This is a genomic window from Erwinia artemisiae (assembly GCF_051400835.1).
Taxonomy (GTDB): Bacteria; Pseudomonadota; Gammaproteobacteria; order Enterobacterales; family Enterobacteriaceae; genus Erwinia; species Erwinia aeris.
On sequence record NZ_JBLFFM010000009.1, the window covers coordinates 1 to 22,936 of the forward strand.

General features: G+C 56.6%; 20 protein-coding genes and 2 tRNA genes. 12 read left to right on the forward strand and 10 right to left on the reverse strand.

Annotated elements, in window-relative coordinates:
* The 3 genes from ACMGEE_RS17435 to orn form a co-directional block, all read right to left on the reverse strand.
* A tRNA-Gly gene (locus tag ACMGEE_RS17435) sits at positions 1–76 on the reverse strand.
* A 23-nt stretch (positions 77–99) separates the two neighbouring features.
* Positions 100–175 (reverse strand) — tRNA-Gly (locus ACMGEE_RS17440).
* 150 nt (positions 176–325) lie between these two features.
* The gene (orn, locus tag ACMGEE_RS17445; protein ID WP_253455908.1) at positions 326–871 is read right to left on the reverse strand and encodes an oligoribonuclease; all 546 of its coding nucleotides are present in this window, start codon (positions 869–871) and stop codon (positions 326–328) included.
* Positions 872–962: 91 nt separating this feature from the next.
* Between orn and rsgA the strand changes: the two genes are divergently transcribed.
* The 3 genes from rsgA to mscM all read left to right on the forward strand — a co-directional run bounded on the left by rsgA (position 963) and on the right by mscM (position 6,338).
* Positions 963–2,012, forward strand: coding sequence for a small ribosomal subunit biogenesis GTPase RsgA (gene rsgA, locus ACMGEE_RS17450; RefSeq protein WP_253455910.1), 1,050 nt, complete (start codon positions 963–965; stop codon positions 2,010–2,012).
* An 87-nt stretch (positions 2,013–2,099) separates the two neighbouring features.
* Positions 2,100–2,999, forward strand: coding sequence for an archaetidylserine decarboxylase (gene asd / locus ACMGEE_RS17455; RefSeq protein ID WP_253455913.1), 900 nt, complete (start codon positions 2,100–2,102; stop codon positions 2,997–2,999).
* A 9-nt stretch (positions 3,000–3,008) separates the two neighbouring features.
* Positions 3,009–6,338: a miniconductance mechanosensitive channel MscM gene (mscM, locus tag ACMGEE_RS17460; protein ID WP_253455916.1), complete on the forward strand. Its 3,330-nt coding sequence runs from the start codon at positions 3,009–3,011 to the stop codon at positions 6,336–6,338.
* A 41-nt stretch (positions 6,339–6,379) separates the two neighbouring features.
* Here mscM and epmA read toward each other — a convergent pair whose 3' ends face one another.
* On the reverse strand, positions 6,380–7,357 hold the full coding sequence (gene epmA, locus ACMGEE_RS17465) for an elongation factor P--(R)-beta-lysine ligase (RefSeq protein ID WP_253455919.1): 978 nt from the start codon (positions 7,355–7,357) through the stop codon (positions 6,380–6,382).
* A gap of 262 nt (positions 7,358–7,619) precedes the next feature.
* On the opposite strand from epmA, the gene frdA reads away from it, so the two are divergent.
* From frdA to ACMGEE_RS17490, 5 genes are all read left to right on the forward strand, one after another.
* Positions 7,620–9,401 carry a fumarate reductase (quinol) flavoprotein subunit gene (gene frdA, locus ACMGEE_RS17470; protein WP_253455921.1) on the forward strand — a complete coding sequence of 594 codons (1,782 nt, stop codon included), beginning with the start codon at positions 7,620–7,622 and terminating at the stop codon, positions 9,399–9,401.
* A complete protein-coding gene (locus tag ACMGEE_RS17475) occupies positions 9,394–10,128 on the forward strand; it encodes a succinate dehydrogenase/fumarate reductase iron-sulfur subunit (protein ID WP_436830393.1) in 735 nt (244 codons plus the stop codon). Before frdA ends, ACMGEE_RS17475 begins: the two co-directional genes overlap by 8 nt.
* 11 nt (positions 10,129–10,139) lie before the next feature.
* The gene (gene frdC, locus ACMGEE_RS17480; RefSeq protein WP_253455926.1) at positions 10,140–10,544 is read left to right on the forward strand and encodes a fumarate reductase subunit FrdC; all 405 of its coding nucleotides are present in this window, start codon (positions 10,140–10,142) and stop codon (positions 10,542–10,544) included.
* Positions 10,544–10,897 (forward strand): fumarate reductase subunit FrdD, encoded by a 354-nt coding sequence (frdD, locus tag ACMGEE_RS17485; protein ID WP_253455928.1) that lies wholly within the window; start codon positions 10,544–10,546, stop codon positions 10,895–10,897. The genes frdC and frdD overlap by 1 nt, the downstream gene beginning before the upstream one ends.
* A gap of 72 nt (positions 10,898–10,969) precedes the next feature.
* Complete coding sequence (locus ACMGEE_RS17490) at positions 10,970–11,494, forward strand: lipocalin family protein (protein WP_253455930.1); 525 nt, start codon at positions 10,970–10,972, stop codon at positions 11,492–11,494.
* A gap of 54 nt (positions 11,495–11,548) precedes the next feature.
* Here the strand turns inward: ACMGEE_RS17490 and ACMGEE_RS17495 are convergent, their stop codons facing one another.
* Positions 11,549–11,683, reverse strand: coding sequence for an entericidin A/B family lipoprotein (locus ACMGEE_RS17495; protein ID WP_034939964.1), 135 nt, complete (start codon positions 11,681–11,683; stop codon positions 11,549–11,551).
* Positions 11,684–11,942: 259 nt separating this feature from the next.
* On the reverse strand, positions 11,943–12,509 hold the full coding sequence (gene efp / locus ACMGEE_RS17500) for an elongation factor P (RefSeq protein ID WP_125290277.1): 567 nt from the start codon (positions 12,507–12,509) through the stop codon (positions 11,943–11,945).
* 41 nt (positions 12,510–12,550) lie between these two features.
* Here efp and epmB point away from each other — a divergent pair, with 41 nt between their 5' ends.
* A complete protein-coding gene (epmB, locus tag ACMGEE_RS17505) occupies positions 12,551–13,579 on the forward strand; it encodes an EF-P beta-lysylation protein EpmB (RefSeq protein WP_253455932.1) in 1,029 nt (342 codons plus the stop codon).
* Positions 13,580–13,635: 56 nt separating this feature from the next.
* Here epmB and ACMGEE_RS17510 read toward each other — a convergent pair whose 3' ends face one another.
* Positions 13,636–13,986 carry a DUF4156 domain-containing protein gene (locus ACMGEE_RS17510; protein ID WP_253455934.1) on the reverse strand — a complete coding sequence of 117 codons (351 nt, stop codon included), beginning with the start codon at positions 13,984–13,986 and terminating at the stop codon, positions 13,636–13,638.
* An 893-nt stretch (positions 13,987–14,879) separates the two neighbouring features.
* Here ACMGEE_RS17510 and ACMGEE_RS17515 point away from each other — a divergent pair.
* Positions 14,880–17,006: an autotransporter outer membrane beta-barrel domain-containing protein gene (locus ACMGEE_RS17515; RefSeq protein ID WP_436830436.1), complete on the forward strand. Its 2,127-nt coding sequence runs from the start codon at positions 14,880–14,882 to the stop codon at positions 17,004–17,006.
* A 60-nt stretch (positions 17,007–17,066) separates the two neighbouring features.
* Here the strand turns inward: ACMGEE_RS17515 and groL are convergent, their stop codons facing one another.
* The 3 genes from groL to ACMGEE_RS17530 form a co-directional block, all read right to left on the reverse strand.
* Complete coding sequence (gene groL, locus ACMGEE_RS17520; RefSeq protein WP_125290274.1) at positions 17,067–18,713, reverse strand: chaperonin GroEL; 1,647 nt, start codon at positions 18,711–18,713, stop codon at positions 17,067–17,069.
* Between the two features lie 44 nt (positions 18,714–18,757).
* The gene (locus ACMGEE_RS17525; RefSeq protein WP_125290273.1) at positions 18,758–19,051 is read right to left on the reverse strand and encodes a co-chaperone GroES; all 294 of its coding nucleotides are present in this window, start codon (positions 19,049–19,051) and stop codon (positions 18,758–18,760) included.
* 211 nt (positions 19,052–19,262) lie between these two features.
* Positions 19,263–19,724: an FxsA family protein gene (locus tag ACMGEE_RS17530; protein WP_253455937.1), complete on the reverse strand. Its 462-nt coding sequence runs from the start codon at positions 19,722–19,724 to the stop codon at positions 19,263–19,265.
* Between the two features lie 315 nt (positions 19,725–20,039).
* On the opposite strand from ACMGEE_RS17530, the gene aspA reads away from it, so the two are divergent.
* Both aspA and ACMGEE_RS17540 read left to right on the forward strand, forming a co-directional pair.
* Positions 20,040–21,470, forward strand: coding sequence for an aspartate ammonia-lyase (gene aspA, locus ACMGEE_RS17535; protein WP_253455939.1), 1,431 nt, complete (start codon positions 20,040–20,042; stop codon positions 21,468–21,470).
* 116 nt (positions 21,471–21,586) lie between these two features.
* Positions 21,587–22,888 carry an anaerobic C4-dicarboxylate transporter gene (locus ACMGEE_RS17540; RefSeq protein WP_436830394.1) on the forward strand — a complete coding sequence of 434 codons (1,302 nt, stop codon included), beginning with the start codon at positions 21,587–21,589 and terminating at the stop codon, positions 22,886–22,888.
* The last annotated feature ends 48 nt before the right edge of the window (positions 22,889–22,936 follow it).

Here is a 22,936-nt window from a genome sequence, read left to right on the forward strand (position 1 = left end):
TGGAGCGGGAAACGAGACTCGAACTCGCGACCCCGACCTTGGCAAGGTCGTGCTCTACCAACTGAGCTATTCCCGCTTGGGGTGGTGCAGTAAAACGTTTGGAGCGGGAAACGAGACTCGAACTCGCGACCCCGACCTTGGCAAGGTCGTGCTCTACCAACTGAGCTATTCCCGCTCTGCGTATCAGGTAAAAACTCTTCCTGTACGGGGAGCGCATTATACGAGAAATGAGAATCGCCGCAAGCCTGCAACGCCACTTTTTTTCGCTTTGCCGCCTGATTGCTGACAAAACCAGCATAACGCTAATTTTGTCAGCGCTTCGCTCCTAGAGTTGGATAAAATGCTCGCGGTACCAGGCCAGCTCGGCAACCGACTCCCGAATATCATCCATCGCCTGGTGCGTGCCCTGCTTTTTAAAACCGGCAAGGATTTCCGGCTTCCAACGGCGCGCCAGCTCTTTCAGCGTGCTGACGTCCAGATAGCGATAGTGGAAGTAGGCCTCCAGCTCCGGCATATATTTAAACAGGAAGCGACGATCCTGAGCGATGCTGTTGCCGCAGATTGGGGAACTGTTCTCCGGCACCCACTTTTTCAGGAACGCCAGCGTCGCCTGCTCGGCGGCGCGATCGTCGTACTGACTCGCTTTCACTCGCTCCACCAGCCCGCTGTTGGTATGGGTGTTCACGTTCCACTCATCCATCAGCGCCAGCTGCGCATCGGACTGATGGACGGCGAACACCGGTCCTTCCGCAAGGATATTCAGATCGGAATCGGTCACCAGCGTGGCGATTTCGATAATACGATCCTGTTCCGGGTCCAGGCCGGTCATTTCAAGGTCAATCCAGATCAGATTACTGGCATTTACTGTCATAGGGTTTCTCGCCGTGGCTTATATCATCAAACGTTAGGGTGTATCATAAACGTTTTGCCCTGTCAGGGCGAAGCTAAGCCTGTGAGGAAGCGTGAGCAAGAACAAACTGTCTAAAGGTCAGCAACGTCGCGTCAGTGCCAACCATGAGCGCCGTCTGAAGCAGCGCGCCGACAAGCCGGAGCCGGATGATAGCCTGTTTGGTGAAGCGCGCGACGGCGTGGTGATCAGTCGTTTCGGGATGCACGCCGACGTGGAAGATGCGGACGGCAGCGTCCACCGCTGTAATATTCGCCGCACCCTTCGTTCGCTGGTGACCGGCGACCGCGTACTCTGGCGGCCCGGCGTGCAGAGCGCCAAAGGCATTGTGGAAGCGGTGCACGAGCGCACCTCGGTACTGACCCGTCCTGACTTCTACGACGGCGTAAAGCCGATTGCCGCCAATATCAATCAGATCGTTATCGTCTCGGCTATTCTGCCGGAGCTGTCGCTGAATATTATCGACCGCTATCTGGTGGCCAGCGAAACGCTGGATATCGAGCCGCTGCTGGTGCTGAATAAAACGGATCTGCTGGATGACGAAGGCATGGCCTTTGTGCAGGAGCAGATGACTATTTACCGCAACATCGGCTATCGCGTCGTGATGGTCTCCAGCCATCGCAAGCAGGGCCTGAGCGAACTGGAAGCCGCGCTGGTTGATCGCGTCAGCATTTTCGCCGGCCAGTCGGGCGTAGGGAAATCCAGCCTGCTTAATGCGCTGCTGGGGCTGGACTCTGCGGCAGAGATCCTCACCAACGACGTTTCCGACGTCTCCGGTCTTGGTCAGCACACCACTACCGCAGCCCGTCTTTACCACTTCCCTAACGGCGGTGACGTTATCGACTCGCCGGGCGTGCGCGAATTCGGTTTATGGCATCTGGAGCCGGAACAAATCACCCGCGGATTTGTCGAATTCCGTGAGTTTTTAGGTCACTGCAAATTCCGTGATTGCAAGCATGACACCGATCCGGGCTGCGCTATCCGCGAAGCGGTAGAACGCGGCGATATCGACGAGTCGCGTTTTGCCAACTACCACCGAATTCTGGACAGCATGTCGGATATGCAGCTAAAAACGCGACGCAGTTTTTCTGAAAACAGCGACTGAGATCCGCGCGGCGGGCGTCGTAGCCTGAATGCACGGACGCTGTTACAATCCGCACCCTTAATTATTTCAGAAAGCCAGGAGGCTATTGTGTTGGATCGTCTGAAGCTCGGCCTGAATGCTGTTTTGCCGAAAAAAGGCCTTACTGAACTGGCCGGTTGGGGCGCAGGCAAGCGCGCCGGCTGGCTGACTAAAGCCGTTATCGATATTTTTGTCTGGTTCTACAAAGTTGATATGAAAGAGGCGCAGAAGCCCGATACCGCCAGCTACCGGACCTTTAACGATTTCTTCGTGCGTCCGCTGCGTGACGAGGCTCGCCCGATTGAAACCGATCCTAATCTACTGGTGCTGCCATGCGATGGCGCAATCAGCCAGCTGGGCCATATCGACGAGGATCGCATCTTCCAGGCGAAGGGCCATACCTATACCCTGGAAGCGCTGCTGGCGGGCGATGTCGCGATGACCGATATGTTCCGCAACGGCGAGTTTGTCACCACTTACCTGGCGCCGCGCGACTATCATCGCGTGCATATGCCGTGCAACGGCATCCTGCGTGAGATGATCTACGTGCCGGGCGATCTTTACTCCGTGAACCCTTTGACGGCGCAAAACATCCCTAACCTGTTTGCCCGTAACGAACGCGTTATCTGCCTCTTTGATACCGAGTTCGGCCCGATGGCGCAGATTCTGGTCGGTGCCACTATCGTCGGCAGCATCGAAACCGTCTGGGCGGGCACGGTAACGCCGCCGCGCGAAGGCGTGATCAAGCGCTGGCGCTGGCCGGGCGCGGAGGAAGAGGGATCGGTAGTGCTGCTGAAAGGCCAGGAAATGGGCCGCTTTAAGCTGGGATCGACCGTTATCAACCTGTTCGCCGAAGGTAAAGTGAAACTGGCGGAAAGCCTGACGCCGGAAACCACCACGCGTCTGGGCCAGCCGCTGGCTATCGCGCTGCAAAAAACCAGTGCTGAAGAAGTCTTACATCACCCATAGCAGAGACGTATGTTACGCCTGATAGTTATTCTTTTCGTGGGCTGGACGCTGCTCCAGCCCGCCTGGGCCGCCAGCGCCCCCGACGCTGCGCAGATTAAACAGGCCCTGGAAGAGGCGAAGTCCAGTCAGGACACGCCCAATCAGGCGGAAATCGTGGATGCGCTTCAGTCAGCGCTAAACTGGATCGATGACCAACAAAAGTCGCAGGCCAACGCCAGCGACTATCAGCAGGTTATTGACGATTTTCCCCGCCTTTCTCGCGAATTACGCCAGCAGCTGGTCGTGCTGGGCGACAGCAGCAAAACGGTGAGCGCTACCATGACGGCGGCGGAGCTGGATCAGGAGATCCTGCAGATCAGCAGCCAGCTGCTGGAAGAAGGCCGCCAGGCGCAGCAGGAGCAGGATCGCGCCAGGGAAATCAGCGACTCTCTGGCCCAGCTGCCGCAGCAGCAAACCGACGCCCGACGCGCGCTGAATGAGATTGAACGGCGCCTTCAGGCTCAGCCCACCCCCACCACGCCGCTCGCTCAGGCACAGCTCTCCGCTCGCCAGGCAGAGTCGGCAGCGCGTAAAGCCCGCGTCGATGAGCTGGAGCTGGCGCAGCTGTCGGCCAACAACCGTCAGGAGCTGGCGCGGATGCGCGGCGAGCTTCACCAGCGTAAAGCCACCCAGCTGGATGCGTATCTGCAGGCGCTGCGCAATCAGCTGAACAGCCGCCGTCAGCGCGAAGCCGAAATCGCGCTGGAAAAAACGGAACAGCTGGCGGAAAACAGCGGCGAGCTGCCGCAAAGACTCAGCGAACAGTTCCGTATTAACCGGGAGCTGTCCGCCGCGCTGAATGAACAGGCGCAGCGCATGGATCTGGTCGCCTCGCAGCAGCGTACCGCCGTTAATCAAACTATTCAGGTTCGCCAGGCGCTGAGCACTATCCGCGAGCAGTCGCAGTGGCTCGGCGTCTCCACGGTGCTGGGTGAAGCCCTGCGCGCGCAGGTGGCTCGCCTGCCGGAAATGCCCAAACCGCAGCAGCTGGATAACGATATGGCCCAGCTGCGCGTCCAGCGGCTGCGCTATGAAGATCTGCTGGAGCGCCAGCAGCAGCTGCGTCAGCTCCGCCAGGATGACGGCACGCCGCTAACCAGCGAGCAGCGCCGCATCCTCGACGCCCAGCTGAAAACCCAGCGCGAGCTGATTGGCTCGCTGCTTTCCGGCAGCGACAACCTGATCCTGGAAGTGACCAAGCTTAAAGTCGCCAACGGTCAGCTTGAGGACGCGCTGCGGGAAATCAAAGAGGCGACGCATCGCTATCTGTTCTGGACGGCGGATGTCGGCGCGCTGCATCTCGACTTCCCGCTGCTGCTGATGCGCGATCTACGCAATCTGCTGTCGCTGAATACGCTGGGCCAGCTGGGCGGCGCGCTGGTGATGATGTTTACCAACCGGGAAACCGTGCTGCCCATTATCGGTGCGGTTTTGCTGGTAGGCTTCAGCCTGAGTTCGCGCCGACACTATCGTGATTTCCTGGACCGTTCCGCCAGTAAGGTGGGCAAAGTCACTCAGGATCGCTTTGGGCTGACCATGCGCACCGTGTTCTGGTCGATTCTGGTGGCGCTGCCGCTGCCGGTGCTGTGGATGGCGCTGGGCTACGGTTTGCAGCACGCCTGGCCCTACCCCGTCGCCGTGGCGATTGGCGACGGCATCACCGCCACCGTGCCGCTGCTGTGGGCCTTTATGATCAGCGCGGGCTTTGCCCGCTCTAAAGGATTGTTTATCGTCCACTTCCGCTGGCAGCAGAATCGGGTGGCGCGCGCGATGCGCTTCTATACGCTCTGCATCGGCTTTGTGGTGCCGCTGATTATGCTGCTGATAGGCTTTGATAACCTGGACGAGCGCCATTTCTCCGCCACGCTGGGCCGCCTCTGCTTTATCCTGATCTGCGGCGCGTTGAGCCTGGTGACCATCAGCCTGAAACGCGCGGGCATTCCTCTTTACCTGGATAAAGAGGGCAACGGCGAAAACTTTATCAGCAATATCTTGTGGAACATGATGATCTGCATTCCGCTGATCGCCGCGCTGGCTTCCTGCATCGGCTATCTGGCCACCGCGCAGGCGCTGCTGGCCAGGGTGGAAACCTCGCTGGCTATCTGGTTCCTGCTGCTGATTATCTATCACATTATTCGCCGCTGGATGCTTATTCAGCGTCGCCGCATCGCTTTCGATCGCGCGCGCAACCGACGGGCGGAAATACTGGCCCAGCGCGCCAAAGGTGAAGAGGAAACCACGGCTACGCAAAGCACGGAAACGGAAGTCGACGAGCCGGTTATCGATCTGGACGCCATCAGCGCCCAGTCGCTGCGGCTGGTACGCTCCATCCTGACGCTGATTGCGCTGGTGTCGGTTATTGTGCTTTGGTCAGAGATCCATTCGGCGTTCGGCTTTCTGGAGAACATCAGGCTGTGGGATGCCAGCACCACGGTGCAGGGCGTGGAAAGCCTGGAGCCGATCACGCTCGGCTCGGTGCTGATTGCGATCCTGGTGCTGATTATTACCACGCAGCTGGTGCGTAATATGCCGGCGCTGCTTGAGCTGGCGCTGCTCCAGCACCTTAATCTGACGCCCGGTACCGGTTATGCCATCACCACGCTGACCAAGTACACGCTGATTCTGGTTGGCGGCCTGGCCGGGTTCTCAATGATCGGCATCGACTGGTCGAAGCTGCAATGGCTGGTGGCGGCGCTGGGCGTGGGGCTGGGCTTTGGATTACAGGAAATTTTCGCCAACTTTATTTCCGGCCTGATTATCCTGTTTGAAAAGCCGATCCGCATCGGCGATACCGTTACCATTCGCGATCTGACCGGCAGCATTACGCGGATTAACACGCGCGCGACGACAATCACCGACTGGGATCGCAAAGAGATTATCGTGCCGAATAAGGCCTTTATTACCGAGCAGTTTATTAACTGGTCGCTCTCCGATTCGGTTACGCGCGTGGTGCTGACTATTCCTGCGGCGGCGGAAGCCAACAGCGAAGAGGTAACCAACGTGCTGCTGACCGCCGCGCAGCGCTGTCAGTACGTGCTCGACACGCCGCCGCCGGAAGCGTTCCTGGTGGATTTGCAGCAGGGCATTCAGCTGTTTGAGCTGCGCATTCACGCGGCGGAGATGGGCCACAGGATGCCGCTGCGCCACGAGCTGCATCAGCTTATTTTGCAGGGCTATCACGAGCACGGGCTGGAGATGCCTTTCCCACCGTTCCAGGTGCGTATGGAAACCATCGGGCGCAAAACGCCGGTCAACAACGGCGTGCCGGCGGCCAGAACGTATAAATCAGGCGGGCTGTAGACGCAGGCCAGGGCGCAATCCCTGGCCTTTTTTCTGGCGACTTAACAGCGGTCGACGGAGAACGCGATCACTTCGCTCAGCTGCGACGCCTTAAGCGCCAGCATCACAATGCGATCCACGCCCAGCGCCACGCCGGAGCATTCCGGCATGCCGTGCGCCAGCGCGTCCAGCAGATTAGTGTCAATCGGCTGCTGCGGCAGGCCAAGCGCGGCCCGCTTGCGGTTATCCTGCTCAAAACGCTGGCGCTGCTCGCGGCTGTCGGTCAGCTCACGGAAGCCGTTGGCCAGCTCAATGCCTTTGAAATAGACCTCGAAGCGTTCCGCCACGCGGTGATCTTCAGTGCTGATCTCCGCCAGCGCCGCCTGGCTGGCCGGGAAATGGTACACAAACGCCGGTTTCTCTTTGCCGATTTGCGGCTCCACGCCCGTGACAAACAGCAGCTGAAGCAGCGTGTCGCGGTCTTCCTCGCGGTTAGCCAAATCGCCCACGCCCAGCTTTTCCGCCACTTCACGCATTTGCGCTTTATCTGCCGACAGCGGATCCATCTCCAGATGACGCAGAAAAGCCTGCTGATAGGAGAGCGTTTCCGCAGGCGCGCACTCCAGCACCTGCTGTAGCAGATCGTCCACCTCGTTCATCAGCCGGTACATATCGTAATGCGGCCGATACCACTCCAGCATGGTGAACTCAGGGTTGTGATGGCGTCCCGCTTCCTCATTACGGAAGCAGCGGCAAAGCTGGAAAATCGGCCCGCTGCCCGCTGCCAGCAGCCGCTTCATATGGTATTCCGGGCTGGTCATCAGGTAGAGATCCAGCCCCTGCGCCGCACCCGGCCCGACAAAACGCGTCTGAAAAGGAAACAGGTGGATGTCGGTTACGGTTGCCTGGCTCATCGCCGGGGTTTCCACTTCCAGCACCCCACGATCGGCAAAGAAACGCCGGATTTCAGCCATTATCGCTGCCCGTTTTAACAAGTTGGTGACGGGCGCGCTCGGCTGCCAGCTGGCCGTATCGCTCATAGTTTGTACTCCTCAGGGATCAGGGTGAAGCAGTCTACCCGAGGCGCTTCGTACAAACAAACCTGCGCCGGTAAAAAAAACGCGCGCCCGATACAGCGTCCACTGCGGAAAACGTTAACCCCTTAACATTATTGACGTCATTTTTTCACCTGTTTGCCTGAGCATATCAATTTTACCCGCTACCGCCGGTTTTATACTGCTGTCTCCGTTAACCGAGGGTATCCCCTCATCCTTTCTATAACGGCCTGACAGGGAGAATATCGTGCAAACTTTTACTGCCGATCTGGTGATTGTCGGCGCGGGCGGTGCCGGGCTGCGGGCGGCCATCGCCGCTGCGGAGGCCCACCCCACGCTTTCCATTGCGCTGGTTTCAAAAGTCTATCCCATGCGCAGCCATACCGTCGCCGCTGAAGGCGGTTCCGCCGCCGTCACGCAGGCGCATGACAGCTTCGATCTGCATTTTCAGGATACCGTTTCCGGCGGCGACTGGCTGTGCGAACAGGATGTGGTGGACTACTTCGTGCAGCACTGCCCGCAGGAGATGGCCCAGCTGGAGATCTGGGGCTGCCCCTGGAGCCGTCGTGAAGATGGCTCGGTCAACGTGCGCCGCTTCGGCGGCATGAAAATCGAGCGCACCTGGTTCGCCGCCGACAAGACCGGCTTCCATATGCTGCATACGCTGTTTCAGACCTCGCTGAAATATCCGCAGATTACTCGCTTCGATGAGCATTTCGTTCTCGATCTGCTGGTGGATAACGGCGAGGCGCGCGGGCTGGTTGCCATGAACATGATGGAAGGCGCGCTGATAAAAATTCTGGCGAAATCGGTGGTGCTGGCAACCGGCGGCGCGGGGCGCGTCTATCGCTATAACACCAACGGCGGCATCGTTACGGGCGACGGCATGGGAATGGCGCTGCGTCACGGCGTGGCGCTGCGGGACATGGAGTTTGTGCAGTATCACCCGACCGGACTGCCCGGCTCCGGTATCCTGATGACCGAAGGCTGTCGCGGCGAGGGCGGCATCCTGGTTAATAAAGACGGCTATCGCTATCTGCAGGATTACGGTATGGGGCCGGAAACGCCGCTCGGCCAGCCCAAAAACAAATATATGGAGCTGGGGCCGCGCGACAAGGTGTCGCAGGCTTTCTGGCATGAGTCGCAGAAAGGCCGCACCATTCATACGCCGCGCGGCGAGGTCGTCCATCTCGATTTGCGCCATCTGGGCGAGAAAAAACTGCTGGAGCGGCTGCCGTTTATCTGCGAGCTGAGCAAAGCCTACGTCGGCGTCGATCCCGTTACCAGCCCTATCCCTATCCGTCCGACGGCGCACTACACCATGGGCGGTATCGCTACGGACGCCAGCTGTGAAACCACTATTCGTGGGCTGTTTGCCGTGGGCGAATGCTCGTCGGTGGGCCTGCACGGCGCTAACCGGCTGGGATCGAATTCGCTGGCGGAACTGGTAGTGTTTGGCCGTCTGGCCGGTGAAAACGCCGCCGTCAGGGCGCTGGAAAATCGTAACTTCGCCACCGCCGCGCTGGACGCCCAGGCCCGCGACTGCGAGCAGCGGCTGAAGGCGCTGGTTAATCAGCCCGGCGACGAGCGCTGGTCGACGCTGCGCGATGAAATGGGCATGACGATGGAGGAAGGCTGCGGTATCTACCGCACGCCGGAACTGATGCAGCAGACTATCGACAAGCTGGCGGAGCTGAAAGCGCGCTTCGGCCGCGTGCGCATCCGCGACAGCTCCAGCGTCTTCAACACCGAACTGCTCTATGCCATTGAGCTGGAGCACGGGCTGAACGTGGCGGAATGTATGGCGCACGCGGCTTTCGCGCGTAAAGAGTCGCGCGGCGCACACCAGCGTCTGGATGAGGGCTGCCGCGAGCGCGACGACGAGCGTTTTTTGCAGCACTCGCTGAGCTTTTTCAACGCGCAGGGCGCGCCGACCATCGCCTGGGGCGACGTCGTGATTACCCGGCTGCCGCCGGCGAAACGCGTTTACGGCGCGGAATCAGAACATAAGGAGGCGCAAAATGGCTGACCTGGCGCATTGCAACATTGCCATCCAACGCTATAACCCGGAAACGGATAAGGCACCTCACTTTGTCACCTACCCGGTTCCCTGGGACGAGCAAACCTCGCTGCTGGACGCGTTGGGATATATCAAAGACAACCTGGCCGGCGATCTGTCCTTTCGCTGGTCATGTCGCATGGCTATCTGCGGCTCCTGCGGCATGATGGTGGACGGCGTGCCAAAGCTCGCCTGTAAAACCTTCCTGCGCCACTATCCGCAGGGGATCCGCGTAGAGCCGCTGGCTAACTTCCCCATCGAGCGCGATCTGGTGGTGGATATGAGCCGCTTTATCGAGAGCCTGGCGGCAATCAAGCCCTGGATTATCGGCGATTCGTCGCAGGCGCAGAACGGCCCCAACCGGCAGACGCCGGCGCAAATGGCGCGCTACCACCAGTTTGCCGGCTGCATCAACTGCGGCCTGTGCTACGCCGCCTGTCCGCAGTTCGGGCTTAACCCGGAATTTATCGGCCCGGCCGCTATTACGCTGGCCCACCGCTACAACCTCGATAGCCGCGACAAAGGCAAACGCGCGCGAATGCCGCAGCTGAACGGCGATAACGGCGTCTGGCCCTGCACTTTTGTTGGCTTCTGCTCGGAGGTCTGCCCGAAACATGTCGATCCGGCCGCCGCTATCCAGCAGAGCAAAGTGGAAAGCGCCAAAGACTATCTGATCGCCAGCCTCAGGCCACAATAAGGAGTTGCCAGATGAGTTCTAAACGCAATGCTTATCACCGCCCGGTTACGGCCGACTGGTGGCGAAAAACGGGTTTCTATCGCTTCTATATGCTGCGCGAAGGCACGGCGCTTCCGGCGCTCTTGTTTAGCGTAGAGCTGATTTTCGGGCTGTACGCGCTAAAGCACGGAGCGGAAAGCTGGGCAGCCTTCGTGAATTTTCTACAGCATCCCGTGCTGCTGCTGTTGAACCTGATTGCGCTGGCCGCGGCGCTGCTGCACAGCAAAACCTGGTTTGAGCTGGCGCCTAAGGCGTCGATTATCGTTATTGGCGACAAGAAGCTGTCGTCCGGGCCGATTGTTAAAAGCCTGTGGCTGGCGATGGCGCTGATTAGCCTTGCCATGCTGGCCGCTGTTCTGCTGGTAAGGGAGGGATAATGAAAAATAAAAACCGTTCTGACGAGCCGTTGTTCTGGGGCATGTTTGGTGCGGGCGGCATGTGGGCCGCGCTGGTGTCGCCCGTTGTGGTGCTGCTGGCGGGTATCATGATGCCGCTGGGACTGGGCGCGCCGTCGGCCTTCAGCTTTGAGCGCATACTTGGCTTTGCGCAAAGCTGGCCGGGCCGCCTCTTTCTTTTTCTGGCTATCGTGCTGCCGCTCTGGTGCGCGGTGCATCGGCTGCACCACATGACGCACGACCTGAAAATTCATCTTCCCGCCAGCAAATGGATTTTCTATGGCCTGGCCGCCATTTTGAGCATCGTCACCGCGATTGGCGTACTGACGCTTTGATAACCGGGCGGCTTCGGGCCGCCTGCGCAAAATGGCCTATACTTAAGCAGTTCAAACGCAAAGGAATCGCTTATGTCTCTCTGGAAAATGCTGGCCGCAGGCGCCGGCGCCCTTCTCTCTGTCGCCTGTACCACCACGCCGCCGAAAGGCGTCACGCCCATCGAAGGCTTCAACGCCGACCTTTATCTGGGCAGCTGGTATGAAATCGCCCGTCTGGATCACCGCTTCGAGCGCGGTCTGGATCACGTGACCGCCACCTACAGCAAGCGCGACGACGGCGGGCTGAAGGTAATTAACCGCGGCTTTAACGTCAAAAAACAGCGCTGGCAGGAAAGCATCGGCAAAGCCTACTTTACCGGTTCGCCAAGCCAGGCGGCGCTGAAAGTCTCCTTCTTCGGGCCTTTTTATGGCGGCTACAACGTGATCGCGCTGGATAAAGACTATCAGCACGCGCTGGTCTGCGGGCCAAACAGAAACTATCTGTGGATTTTATCGCGCACGCCGCAGCTCGACGGCAAGGTAAAAGAAGAGCTGACGGCGAAGGCGCGTCAGGCCGGTTTTGACGTGAACAAGCTGATTTGGGTGAAGCAGGATTAATACCCTGTGAAGGCTGAAAACAAGAAGGCCGGTGTGCAAACACCGGCCTCTCTTTTACTGAGCGCTTCGCTGGATCGCTCGTCCGCCTGCGGACACGTCTTCGCCTACCCCACGGGTGGTATTACAGGCGGTAAGCGCAGAAGAGAGCACCAGAACGGAAAAGATCGCGACAATACTTTTCTTTAACATAACCAGTTCCTTTTAATTAGAAGTAAAGTACAGCGTGTTAAGCATAGTCGTAATTTCGCGAATGCGTCTGGCGAGGCGGAAAGGAAGACGGGAACTCAGCTGACAGTGTGTGAGATGACGCCGCCCGGGTGCCGGGCGTCTTTGCCGAAGCCGTGGAAAATATTGCGCTCAGCGCGCAGGCCGTTAGAGTGACAGCAATAAAAGAGGCGGTTTATGGGGCGGGAAAAAATAAGGGCCCGCGCAGGCAGGCCCATACCACTTATTTTACGCGAGAAACGTATTCGCCCGAACGGGTGTCTACTTTAATCACTTCGCCAATCTGTACGAACAGAGGCACTTTCACTACCGCGCCGGTAGAAAGTTTGGCTGGCTTGCCGCCGGTACCGGCAGTATCGCCTTTCAGGCCTGGATCGGTATCCACGATCTCCAGCTCAACGAAGTTTGGCGGCAGAACCTGAATCGGCTTGCCGTTCCACAGCGTCACGATACACTCTGCGTTGTCCAGCAGCCATTTTGCCGCGTCGCCAACAGTCTTCTCTTCGACAGGGTGCTGTTCGAAGGTTTCCGGGTGCATAAAGTGGTAGAACTCGCCGTCGTTGTACAGGTAGTTCAGGTTGGTATCTACTACGTCTGCGCCTTCGGCGGAGTCGGTAGACTTAAAGGTCTTCTCAACGCGAGTGCCGGTCAGCAGACGACGCATTTTCACACGTGCGAACGCCTGGCCTTTACCTGGCTTAACAAACTCGCTGGATTCGACGGCATAAGGCTCGCCTTCGAACATGATTTTAAGACCGGGACGGAAATCGTTGCTAGAATAAGTCGCCATAAAGGCCCTCTACAATTTAATACTGGTACTTAGCCAAAAAAATGGCACACATTGTAACCCTAAATACCCCTTCGCGAGAAGAATGGTTGCATCAACTTGCAGATGTAATCACCGACCCTGATGAATTATTACAGCTTTTAGGCCTTGATTCACATCCTGAGCTTCGGGGCGGCGCCAACGCGCGCCGTCTTTTTGCTCTGCGCGTGCCGCGCGCTTTTGCGGCAAGAATGCAAAAGGGCGATCCGCAGGATCCGCTGCTGCTCCAGGTGATCACCCAAAGCCAGGAGTTTATCGATGCGCCAGGTTACAGTACCGATCCGCTCGACGAGCAAAGCAGCGTAGTGCCGGGTCTGTTACATAAATATCATAATCGCGCGCTGCTGTTGGTGAAAGGCGGCTGCGCCGTCAACTGCCGTTACTGCTTCCGCCGTCATTTTCCCTATTCGGATAACCAGGGCAACAAGCGCAACTGGCAGCAGGCGCTGGAGTATATCCGACAGCAGCCGCAACTGGATGAAATAATTTTCTCCGGCGGCGATCCGCTGATGGCGAAAGACAGCGAGCTGGCGTGGCTGATAACCGAGCTGGAGCAGATCCCGCACGTGAAAAGGCTGCGTATCCACACTCGTTTGCCGGTGGTTATCCCTGCGCGCATCACGGCTGCGCTTTGCCAGCGGCTGGCAGAGACACGGCTGCAAACGCTGCTGGTCACCCATATCAATCACGCGCGCGAGATTGACGACGAGCTGCGGGAAGCCATGCGGCAGCTGAAGCGAGCGGGCGTCACGTTGCTGAACCAGAGCGTGCTGCTGCGCGGCATCAACGACAGCGCCGCCACGCTGGCGGAGCTCAGTAACGCGCTATTCGACGCCGGGATCCTGCCCTACTATCTGCACGTGCTGGATAAAGTCCAGGGCGCGGCGCACTTCTACGTTTCCGACGAGCAGGCGAGGAATATTATGCGGGAACTGCTGAGCCAGGTTTCCGGCTATATGGTGCCGAAGCTGGCAAGGGAGATTGGCGGTGAGCCAAGCAAAACGCCGCTTGATTTGCAGCTGCGTCAGCAATAAAAAAACAGGAGAAGCGGCAGTCTTCTCCTGTCCGGGTAATCCGTGCTGCTAACGCCTCAGGGACACTTATAAACCTGACCGCTCATTTTGCTGTCCAGCGGCGCGAAGCTTGACCAAATGTTCTGCGTTGGGCTGGTTGCGCCGTAAATCACGTTGCCGCCCATTTCCGCCGCGCGATTGCGTAGATCGTTAGCCGCGCCGCGCAGAGAGCTGCTTTCACCGCCGCCCGCACCGCTCAGCCAGTTGCTTTGTGAGCCGGTCAGGTTGCCCAGCAGCTGACAGCTGCTTGCCGGTTGTTGGTCGGTGAAGGTGACGCGTTCACCTGCTGAACTCAGTTTGGTAGAGCTGCTACAGCCCGCCAGCAGCACCGCCGCGACAGAGAGCCCCAGCAAGACGTTAATCCGCATTTTAATCTCCATTATTATTAACAGACTCATCCGCAGATTAACATAAAATCGGCGATACGCCTGAACTTCTGCTGCGCCGATGAAAAAAAGAGTCGACGGGCATGGCAAAAGAAAGGGGAAAGCGCCTGCTTGATCATAAAATTCCAATATTAGTTTTCATAACTATCGCATTTTATATACATACCCATTGCAAGATGCCGTCGCAACCCGATGATGTTTAGGATTATTCTTTATAGCGTTGAATGCCGGTTTAATTTAATAAGAAAAGGGATGTTATTATAAATAAAATAAATCCTACCCACCACGCTTTCTCCTTTATTTCTTAAGGCATCACAATGTTTTCAACACCGGTAATAAAAAAACTGAAACTCGTTGGCACAGGGTGCAGCTTATTAATTTTAACAAATTACTTACCTCTCGCCTTTAGCGCCCCTAATATAGTCAACATTAATAACGAGCATGTTTATATTTATACGCCGCAAAGCGAAGAAACCCTTTTTAACGTTACCAATGGCGGCAGCTTAACCATCAGCAACGCGGAAGCGGGGTTTACCCCCTCGCCGCAATCGCATCTGTTTAGCGATTCAACGCTGTCGTTGAACAGCAATGCGATCTTTTCAGGCGATATAGACAGCAATAACAGCCATATTATTTTTTCTGACAGTACCTATACCGGAAATATCAGGCCGCTCTCCTCAGCCAGTCTGGGTGACATTTATATTAATGCCTCTGTCGTAAACGGCAGTATCAGGACCGGACAAAATAACCATAATAAAACGGTAACCATTAAGGACGACGTTTTTAATGGACAGGGACGAGTTTCCCCTTTATCTGTCTATAGCGGCAGCCTGATTGTTGAAAACAGTAAACTTAATAACCATAACTTTGCGGTGATGGATATCAGAAATACTGATTCCGCCATTTTGCAAAAGATTGATATCAACAGCACCAGTGATTATACGGGCGCAATGGCGATAGGCGTCACCGGCATCCTGCTTCAGGATGTCGATAACGTTGATATTATGAATTCTGTTATTACCAGCGACGGAACGGCGATCAGAATGCGTAACAGCGCTGACGACGGCGTGCTGGACAATTTGTTTATCAGCAACTCCACACTGTCGGCTAAGGCAGCCTCGGCGCTCGAAGCCGCTAACAGCGATATGATCATTTATAACTCAACGTTAAATACCGCCAGCAACGGCGATGAAATAGCCTGTTATGCGGGGAGCGCCGCCATCAACGGCTGCGGGGCGTTGCATGTGGAAGGCGCTAATGTTTTCGTCAGTCAACACTCCGTTATCAACAGCAACAACGTTGGCGTATTTATAACGGGAGAAAATAAAACCCAGTTTGACGTCAGCGACTCTTCCATCAACGCACAGAAAGCCGTTTTCAGCGTTAACCAGGGTAATGCCGCCATCGCCCTCCGCAACAATTATTCGTCAGGCTCCCCTTCTGTCACCAGTAAAGAAGGTAAGCTGCTGGAAGCGCTTAATAATAGCCAGGTGGATTTCTCACTCTATAACATTTATGCCAGGGGTGATATTTTTGCGGATGACAGCAGCCGGGTGAACGTTCTTTTAAGCGGCGCCAGCCAGCTGGAAGGCAATATAACCGGTGTGGGTACGCTGGAGATCGGCCGAAGCGCGCAGTGGAAAATGACGGCGGATAACCACATTAAACAATTGTTATTTATCGGCGGCTCGATTCTGATGCCGGATGTTGACCCGAATGATAAATATCATACCTTAACGATCGACAGCCTCACCGGCGCCGGCCTGTTTGCGCTGAATACCAGTTTGCAGAAGATGCAGGGCGATATGCTCAATATTACCCGCGACCTCTATGGCACGTTTTTACTGCGCGTGGCGAACAGCGGTGCGGAGCCTGACGATCCAGACGCCATGCTCAAGGTAGTGCAGGGACCGACCAATACGGCGCTGTTTGCGCTGTATGGCGGGAAAGTGGATGCGGGCGTCTGGCAGTACGATCTGATCCAGAAAGATAATGCATGGTATCTGGCTAACAGCGCCCGGCCTGATGCACCCGATACGCCTGACGTGCCCGATACGCCCGATGCGCCTGATAACCCTCCGCAGCCTTCGCTTACGCCTTCGGCAGATGCCGTATTGAACATGGCTGCGGCGCCAGGGCTTATTTTTACTAACGAACTGCAAAACTTGCGTCAGCGTCGGGGCGATCTTCGTGGTCGGGAAGCCCGCGATGGCGGGCTCTGGGGCCGTTATCTTCACCAAAACACCCGGATAAACAGCGCGACGAGCCGCTGGAAGCTGGGCCAGAACGGCTTTGAACTGGGCGGTGATAAAGCCGTTGCGGCAGGTCAAGGCAACTTGCTTGTCGGCGTAATGGCCTCCATCACCAATAATTCCGTCAGGGATGTTCGTGGCGGCAACAGCCAGATTGACAGCTACGGTATCGGGACGTACGCCAGCTGGTTTGCCGATAGCGGTCTGTATCTGGATACGACAATCAAAATGAACCGCTTTAATAGCCGGCTGCACACGCGCATGAGCGACGGCGTGGCGGTCAGCGGCGGCTACAATCAGTACGGCCTGGGCGGCGCACTGGAGGGCGGCTGGCATATCGTACTGGCGGATGACTATTGGGTGGAGCCTTTTGCCAGAATGATGGTTTTTCGGGCTGACGGAAGCCAAATGACGCTGAGCAACGGCATGAGAGCGCAAATTTATCAGCCATCACTGGTGCAGGCCGAAACAGGATTGCAGATGGGTAAACGCGTCCGGCTCGGTAAAGCCGTGCTTGATCCTTACCTGAAGGCCAGCGTAACGCACGGACTCGCCAAATCCGCTAAAGTCCGGCTGAACGATCGCTGGGATTTTAACGATGCCGCTAACGCCAGCGCAGGAAGCTACGGCGCGGGGATCGATATCAGCCTTGCCAGGGATGCTTCACTGTATAGCGAACTCACCTATCAAAAAGGGCGTGCTGTTGAATCCCCTCTGACCGCCAATCTGGGCTTTCGCATCGGATTTTAGGCATAAAAAAAACCTGCCATCGCTGGCAGGTTTTTTTTCTTACAGGGGCTGGGTGCCGACTTACATCATGCCGCCCATGCCGCCCATACCACCCATGCCGCCGCCTGCACCTAAGTCTGGCGCATCAGCTTTTGGCAGGTCAGTGACCATGCACTCGGTGGTGATCATCAGGCCCGCAACGGAAGCCGCGTACTGCAGCGCAGAACGGGTCACTTTGGTTGGGTCCAGGATACCGAAGTCGATCATGTTGCCGTATTCTTCGGTCTGCGCGTTGTAACCGTAGTTACCGTCGCCCGCTTTCACGTTGTTAGCGACCACAGATGGCTCTTCGCCTGCGTTAGAAACGATCTGACGCAGTGGGGATTCCATTGCGCGCAGCGCAACTTTGATACCCACGTTCTGGTCTTCGTTCTGGCCTCTCAGCTCGGACAGCAAAGCCGCCACGCGCACCAGCGCCACGCCGCCACCGGCAACCACGCCTTCTTCTACTGCCGCACGGGTAGCGTGCAGAGCATCTTCAACGCGAGCTTTCTTCTCTTTCATTTCAACTTCAGTTGCTGCGCCCACTTTCAGCACGGCCACGCCGCCTGCCAGTTTCGCTACGCGCTCCTGCAGTTTTTCACGATCGTAGTCAGAGGTCGCTTCTTCGATCTGCTGACGGATCTGCGTTACGCGGCCAGAGATCACAGACTCTTCGCCCACGCCATCGATGATGGTAGTGGTGTCTTTGTTGATCACAACGCGTTTTGCCTGACCCAGGTCTTCCAGCGTCGCTTTTTCCAGCTCCATACCGATCTCTTCAGAGATAACGGTACCACCGGTCAGCACAGCGATATCCTGCAGCATAGCTTTACGACGGTCGCCGAAGCCAGGTGCTTTAACCGCAGCCACTTTCACGATGCCGCGCATGGTGTTAACCACCAGAGTCGCCAGCGCTTCGCCTTCAACGTCTTCAGCGATGATCAGCAGCGGCTTGCTTGCTTTTGCCACAGCTTCCAGCACCGGCAGCATTTCGCGGATGTTGGAGATTTTTTTGTCAGCCAGCAGGATGAACGGTGATTCCAGCTCAACCGCACCGGTTTCCGGCTTGTTGATGAAGTAAGGAGACAGGTAGCCGCGATCGAACTGCATACCTTCAACCACGTCCAGCTCGTCCTGCAGGCCGGTGCCTTCTTCAACGGTGATCACGCCTTCTTTGCCCACTTTTTCCATCGCCTGAGCAATCAGGGTACCCACGCTCTCATCGGAGTTAGCGGAGATAGTACCAACCTGAGCAATGGCTTTGGAATCGGAGCAAGGAACGGAAAGTTTTTTCAGCTCATCAACCGCAGCGATAACGGCCTGATCGATACCGCGCTTCAGATCCATCGGGTTCATGCCCGCGGCTACGGCTTTCAGACCTTCGGTGATGATAGACTGTGCCAGCACGGTGGCGGTGGTGGTGCCGTCGCCCGCTGCGTCGTTCGCTTTAGAGGCAACTTCTTTCACCATCTGCGCGCCCATGTTTTCGAACTTGTCGTCCAGCTCGATTTCACGTGCAACGGAAACGCCGTCTTTGGTGATGGTTGGTGCGCCGAAGGATTTATCCAGCACTACGTTACGGCCTTTCGGGCCCAGGGTTACTTTTACTGCGTCTGCCAGTACGTTAACGCCGCGGAGCATTTTAACACGAGCGTCGTTGCCAAATTTTACGTCTTTAGCTGCCATTATCAATATCCCTTAAATTCGTTTCGTTCAATGAGTTACGTAAATTACGCTTCAACAATTGCCAGAATGTCGCTTTCAGAAATGATCAGCACTTCCTGGTTGTCGATTTTCTCAGTTTTCGCACCGTAGCCTTCGCTGAAAATCACGACGTCACCGACTTTTACGTCCAGTGGCTTCACTTCGCCATTTTCCAGGATACGGCCATTGCCAACAGCCAGCACTTCGCCGCGGGTAGATTTCCCTGCTGCTGAGCCGGTCAGAACGATGCCACCAGCCGATTTAGATTCCACTTCTTTACGCTTGACGATAACACGGTCGTGCAATGGACGAATTTTCATTGATAGCTCTCCTTTGAGAAGTCCAATCAGTCATTTTGGGATGAATGCCGGGCTTCACTGGCACCGGCCTCGTGACGCAAGAGATAGGGACAGCGCCCGGCCCTTTCAAGGGGTAAAAAATAAAAATTTTGCTTCTGCGTCACAACTGCACAAATAACAGTCAGCGAAACGGCGGATAAAAGAAAAGGCGGGTTGCCCGCCTTTCTGAAGATTACTGCCTGTCGTGCTTGTCGTCGTGTTCGATAAGCGTGGTGTCTTTACGCTCATACTCGCCGTCCACGGTATAGCCGCTGTCCGGCCCCGCGCCAGGCCCGCGCCAGCTACGCAGGTGCGGCATCAGCTTCAGCGTCAGGTGTTTTTGCACCGGCGGCAGCAGCAGCAGCAGGCCCAGGAAGTCGGTAAAAAAGCCGGGCAGCAGCAGCAGAAAACCGGCCAGGATCAGCGAGACGCTTTTTAGCATCTCTGCCGCCGGGCTTTCCCCCGCCGCCAGCTTTTGCTGCATCAGCATAAAGTTCTTCATGCCTTCGTTTTTCACCAGCGAAATACCGATGCACGAGCTGAACACCACCAGCAGCAGCGTCAGCAGCACGCCCATCACATGGGCAACCTGGATAAAAATAGTGATCTCAATCCAGGCGAGAACAAAAAGTACTAAAAACGGTAACCAGCGCACCGCAGTCTCCTGTCGGTTAGAGCCGCCATGCGCCAGGCATAGCGGCGAAAAAAGGATCGTATCGATTAAAGATGGGCACGTCGCCCCGTCTTTTCAACCGTCAGCGGAAAATTCCCTGCCGCCTCGTCAGATAAACAACGGCAACACGACGGCCAAAAAAACCTCGCGATAAAGTGAAAAGCGTCAATATTTTAACGAATATAGTGATGCTCCTGATGACGCAAAACGTTAACATATCGGTCCCGGACTGATGGCGACTCATGGATCATTCTGACTCTGGCTAGTATAACCGGCAGCAATCACAAGAAGGTGCTCATGGCTAACGACATTCGTATCGAAGAAGACCTGTTAGGTATGCGAGAAGTTCCGGCGGATGCTTACTACGGTGTTCATACGCTGCGTGCGATCGAAAATTTCTATATCAGTAACAGTAAGATCAGCGATATTCCGGCCTTTGTTCGCGGCATGGTGATGGTAAAAAAAGCGGCCGCGATGGCCAATAAAGAGCTGCAAACCATTCCCCGTAATGTTGCCAACGCCATTATCAAAGCCTGCGATGAAGTGCTGATTAACGGCAAATGTATGGATCAGTTTCCGGTTGATGTCTATCAGGGCGGCGCCGGGACCTCGGTCAATATGAACACCAACGAGGTGCTGGCCAATATCGGCCTGGAGCTGATGGGCCATCAGAAAGGGGAATATCAGTTTCTGAACCCCAACGATCACGTCAATAAATGCCAGTCCACCAACGACGCCTACCCTACCGGTTTCCGCATCGCGGTTTACAGCTCGATCCTGCAACTGCTGGACGCTATCGGCAACCTTAGCGAAGGCTTCGAGCGTAAAGCCATTGAGTTCAACACCATCCTGAAAATGGGCCGTACCCAGCTACAGGATGCCGTGCCGATGACGCTGGGCCAGGAATTCCACGCGTTTAACGTGCTGCTGAAGGAAGAGATCAAAAACATCCTGCGCACCGCCGAGCTGCTGCTGGAAGTTAACCTGGGCGCAACGGCTATCGGCACCCGCCTTAACACGCCGGATGGTTATCAGCAGCTGGCCGTACAGAAGCTGGCGGAAGTCAGCAATCTGCCGTGCGTACCGGCGGAAGATTTGATCGAGGCGACCTCGGACTGCGGCGCTTACGTCATGGTGCATAGCTCGCTGAAGCGCCTGGCGGTGAAGCTGTCGAAAATCTGTAATGATTTGCGCCTGCTCTCTTCCGGCCCGCGCGCCGGCCTGAACGAAATCAACCTGCCGGAACTGCAGGCCGGCTCTTCTATTATGCCTGCCAAGGTCAACCCGGTCGTGCCGGAAGTGGTTAATCAGGTCTGCTTTAAGGTTATCGGCAATGACGTGACGGTGACGATGGCGTCAGAAGCGGGCCAGCTCCAGCTGAACGTAATGGAGCCGGTCATCGGCCAGGCGCTGTTTGAGTCGGTGTCTATCCTGACCAACGCCTGCGCCAACCTGCTGGAGAAATGCGTGGACGGCATTACCGCCAATAAAGCGGTTTGCGAAGCCTACGTCTTTAACTCAATCGGCATCGTGACCTATCTGAATCCTTATATCGGCCACCATAACGGCGATATCGTCGGCAAGATTTGCGCCGAAACGGGTAAAAGCGTGCGCGAAGTGGTGCTGGAGCGCGGCCTGCTGACCGAAACGGAGCTGGACGACATTTTCTCGACCCAGAACCTGATGTATCCGGTTTATAAAGCGAAACGCTACACCGATGAAGAGTAATCCGCCGCGGTAAGCGAAAAAAGGCACGTTGGTTCACAGAACGACGTGCCTTTTTTTATGCCGCAAGTTACATGCTATCAACCAATTCATAACCAAACAGACCAGGGGAGCAAACTATGATTTTACCTGAGCTTATTGTCGTGCTGGCGGCGATCTATCTGGGCGCGCGACTGGGCGGCATCGGCATCGGCTTCGCTGGCGGCGTGGGCATGCTGATCCTGACGCTGGGGTTTCAGATTAAGCCAGGTGCAATCCCGTTCGATGTGATTGAAATCATCATGGGCGTGATCGCGGCTATTGCGGCAATGCAGGTCGCGGGCGGAATGGATTATCTGGTCAGCCTGGCCGAAAGCCTGCTGCGCAAGCATCCGCGCTATATCACTTTTCTGGCGCCGCTGGTGACCTACGCAATGACGCTGCTGGCCGGCACCGGCCATACGGCATTCTCCACGCTGCCGGTGATTGCCGAGGTGGCGAAGGAACAGGGCGTTCGCCCTTCCCGCCCGCTTTCTATTGCGGTAGTCGCCTCGCAAATCGCCATTACCGCCTCGCCTATTTCCGCCGCCGTGGTGTTCCTTTCCGGCATTCTGGAGCCGAAGGGCGTCAGCTATCTGGGCCTGCTGGCCGTGGCGATCCCTTCCACGATGGTCGCGATCTTCATCGCCGCGATGATCACCAATTTTCTGGGCAAAGAGCTGCATGAGGATCAGATTTATCAGCAGCGTCTGGCAAAGGGCGAAGTCACGCTGCGCGGCGAAACGGTATTTAAAGAGAAACCGGGCGCGAAACTATCCGTACTGCTGTTTTTGATCGGCATTATAGCCGTCGTGCTTTACGCCACCGCGATTAGCGAAACCGTTGGGCTGATCCAGAACCCCGTGCTGCCGCGCAACGAAGCTATTGTGATTTTTATGCTGACCATTGCGGCGCTGATCTGCCTGAGCTGTAAAGTAGATACCGCAAAGATCCTCTCCGCCAGCACGTTCCGTTCCGGCATGAGCGCCTGCATCTGCGTGATGGGCGTCGCCTGGCTGGGCGATACCTTTGTTAAAGCGCATATCAACGAAATTCAGGATTTTGCCGGCAGCCTGCTGCGCGACTATCCATGGATGCTGGCGGTGATCCTCTTTTTTGCCTCCACCCTGCTTTATTCGCAGGCCGCCACCACCAAAGCATTGATGCCTGCGGCGCTGCTGCTGGGCGTGTCGCCGCATACCGCGATAGCCTCTTTCGCCGCCGTCTCGGCGCTGTTCGTGCTGCCGACCTATCCTACGCTGCTGGCCGCCGTGGAAATGGACGATACTGGCTCGACACGCATCGGAAAATTCGTTTTTAATCATTCTTTTATCGTGCCCGGCACGCTGGCGATTGCGCTGTCGGTCGCCTTTGGCTTTCTCTTCGCCAATCTGTTCCTGTAGCGATAAGGGCGGGCTGCGCTGACGGCCCGCCTGGTTAAACCCCGCCTT

What these genes read in the sequence shown, in the direction of transcription:
- ACMGEE_RS17495 (WP_034939964.1), bottom strand. Translation starts at nt 11,683, where the DNA reads ATGTTAAAGAAAAGTATTGTCGCGATCTTTTCCGTTCTGGTGCTCTCT.
- ACMGEE_RS17515 (WP_436830436.1), top strand. Translation starts at nt 14,880, where the DNA reads ATGGATATCAGAAATACTGATTCCGCCATTTTGCAAAAGATTGATATC.
- efp (WP_125290277.1), bottom strand. Translation starts at nt 12,509, where the DNA reads ATGGCGACTTATTCTAGCAACGATTTCCGTCCCGGTCTTAAAATCATG.
- epmA (WP_253455919.1), bottom strand. Translation starts at nt 7,357, where the DNA reads ATGAGCGATACGGCCAGCTGGCAGCCGAGCGCGCCCGTCACCAACTTG.
- orn (WP_253455908.1), bottom strand. Translation starts at nt 871, where the DNA reads ATGACAGTAAATGCCAGTAATCTGATCTGGATTGACCTTGAAATGACC.
- groL (WP_125290274.1), bottom strand. Translation starts at nt 18,713, where the DNA reads ATGGCAGCTAAAGACGTAAAATTTGGCAACGACGCTCGTGTTAAAATG.
- frdD (WP_253455928.1), top strand. Translation starts at nt 10,544, where the DNA reads ATGAAAAATAAAAACCGTTCTGACGAGCCGTTGTTCTGGGGCATGTTT.
- epmB (WP_253455932.1), top strand. Translation starts at nt 12,551, where the DNA reads ATGGCACACATTGTAACCCTAAATACCCCTTCGCGAGAAGAATGGTTG.
- ACMGEE_RS17475 (WP_436830393.1), top strand. Translation starts at nt 9,394, where the DNA reads ATGGCTGACCTGGCGCATTGCAACATTGCCATCCAACGCTATAACCCG.
- mscM (WP_253455916.1), top strand. Translation starts at nt 3,009, where the DNA reads ATGTTACGCCTGATAGTTATTCTTTTCGTGGGCTGGACGCTGCTCCAG.
- ACMGEE_RS17490 (WP_253455930.1), top strand. Translation starts at nt 10,970, where the DNA reads ATGTCTCTCTGGAAAATGCTGGCCGCAGGCGCCGGCGCCCTTCTCTCT.
- ACMGEE_RS17540 (WP_436830394.1), top strand. Translation starts at nt 21,587, where the DNA reads ATGATTTTACCTGAGCTTATTGTCGTGCTGGCGGCGATCTATCTGGGC.
- aspA (WP_253455939.1), top strand. Translation starts at nt 20,040, where the DNA reads ATGGCTAACGACATTCGTATCGAAGAAGACCTGTTAGGTATGCGAGAA.
- ACMGEE_RS17525 (WP_125290273.1), bottom strand. Translation starts at nt 19,051, where the DNA reads ATGAAAATTCGTCCATTGCACGACCGTGTTATCGTCAAGCGTAAAGAA.
- ACMGEE_RS17510 (WP_253455934.1), bottom strand. Translation starts at nt 13,986, where the DNA reads ATGCGGATTAACGTCTTGCTGGGGCTCTCTGTCGCGGCGGTGCTGCTG.
- frdC (WP_253455926.1), top strand. Translation starts at nt 10,140, where the DNA reads ATGAGTTCTAAACGCAATGCTTATCACCGCCCGGTTACGGCCGACTGG.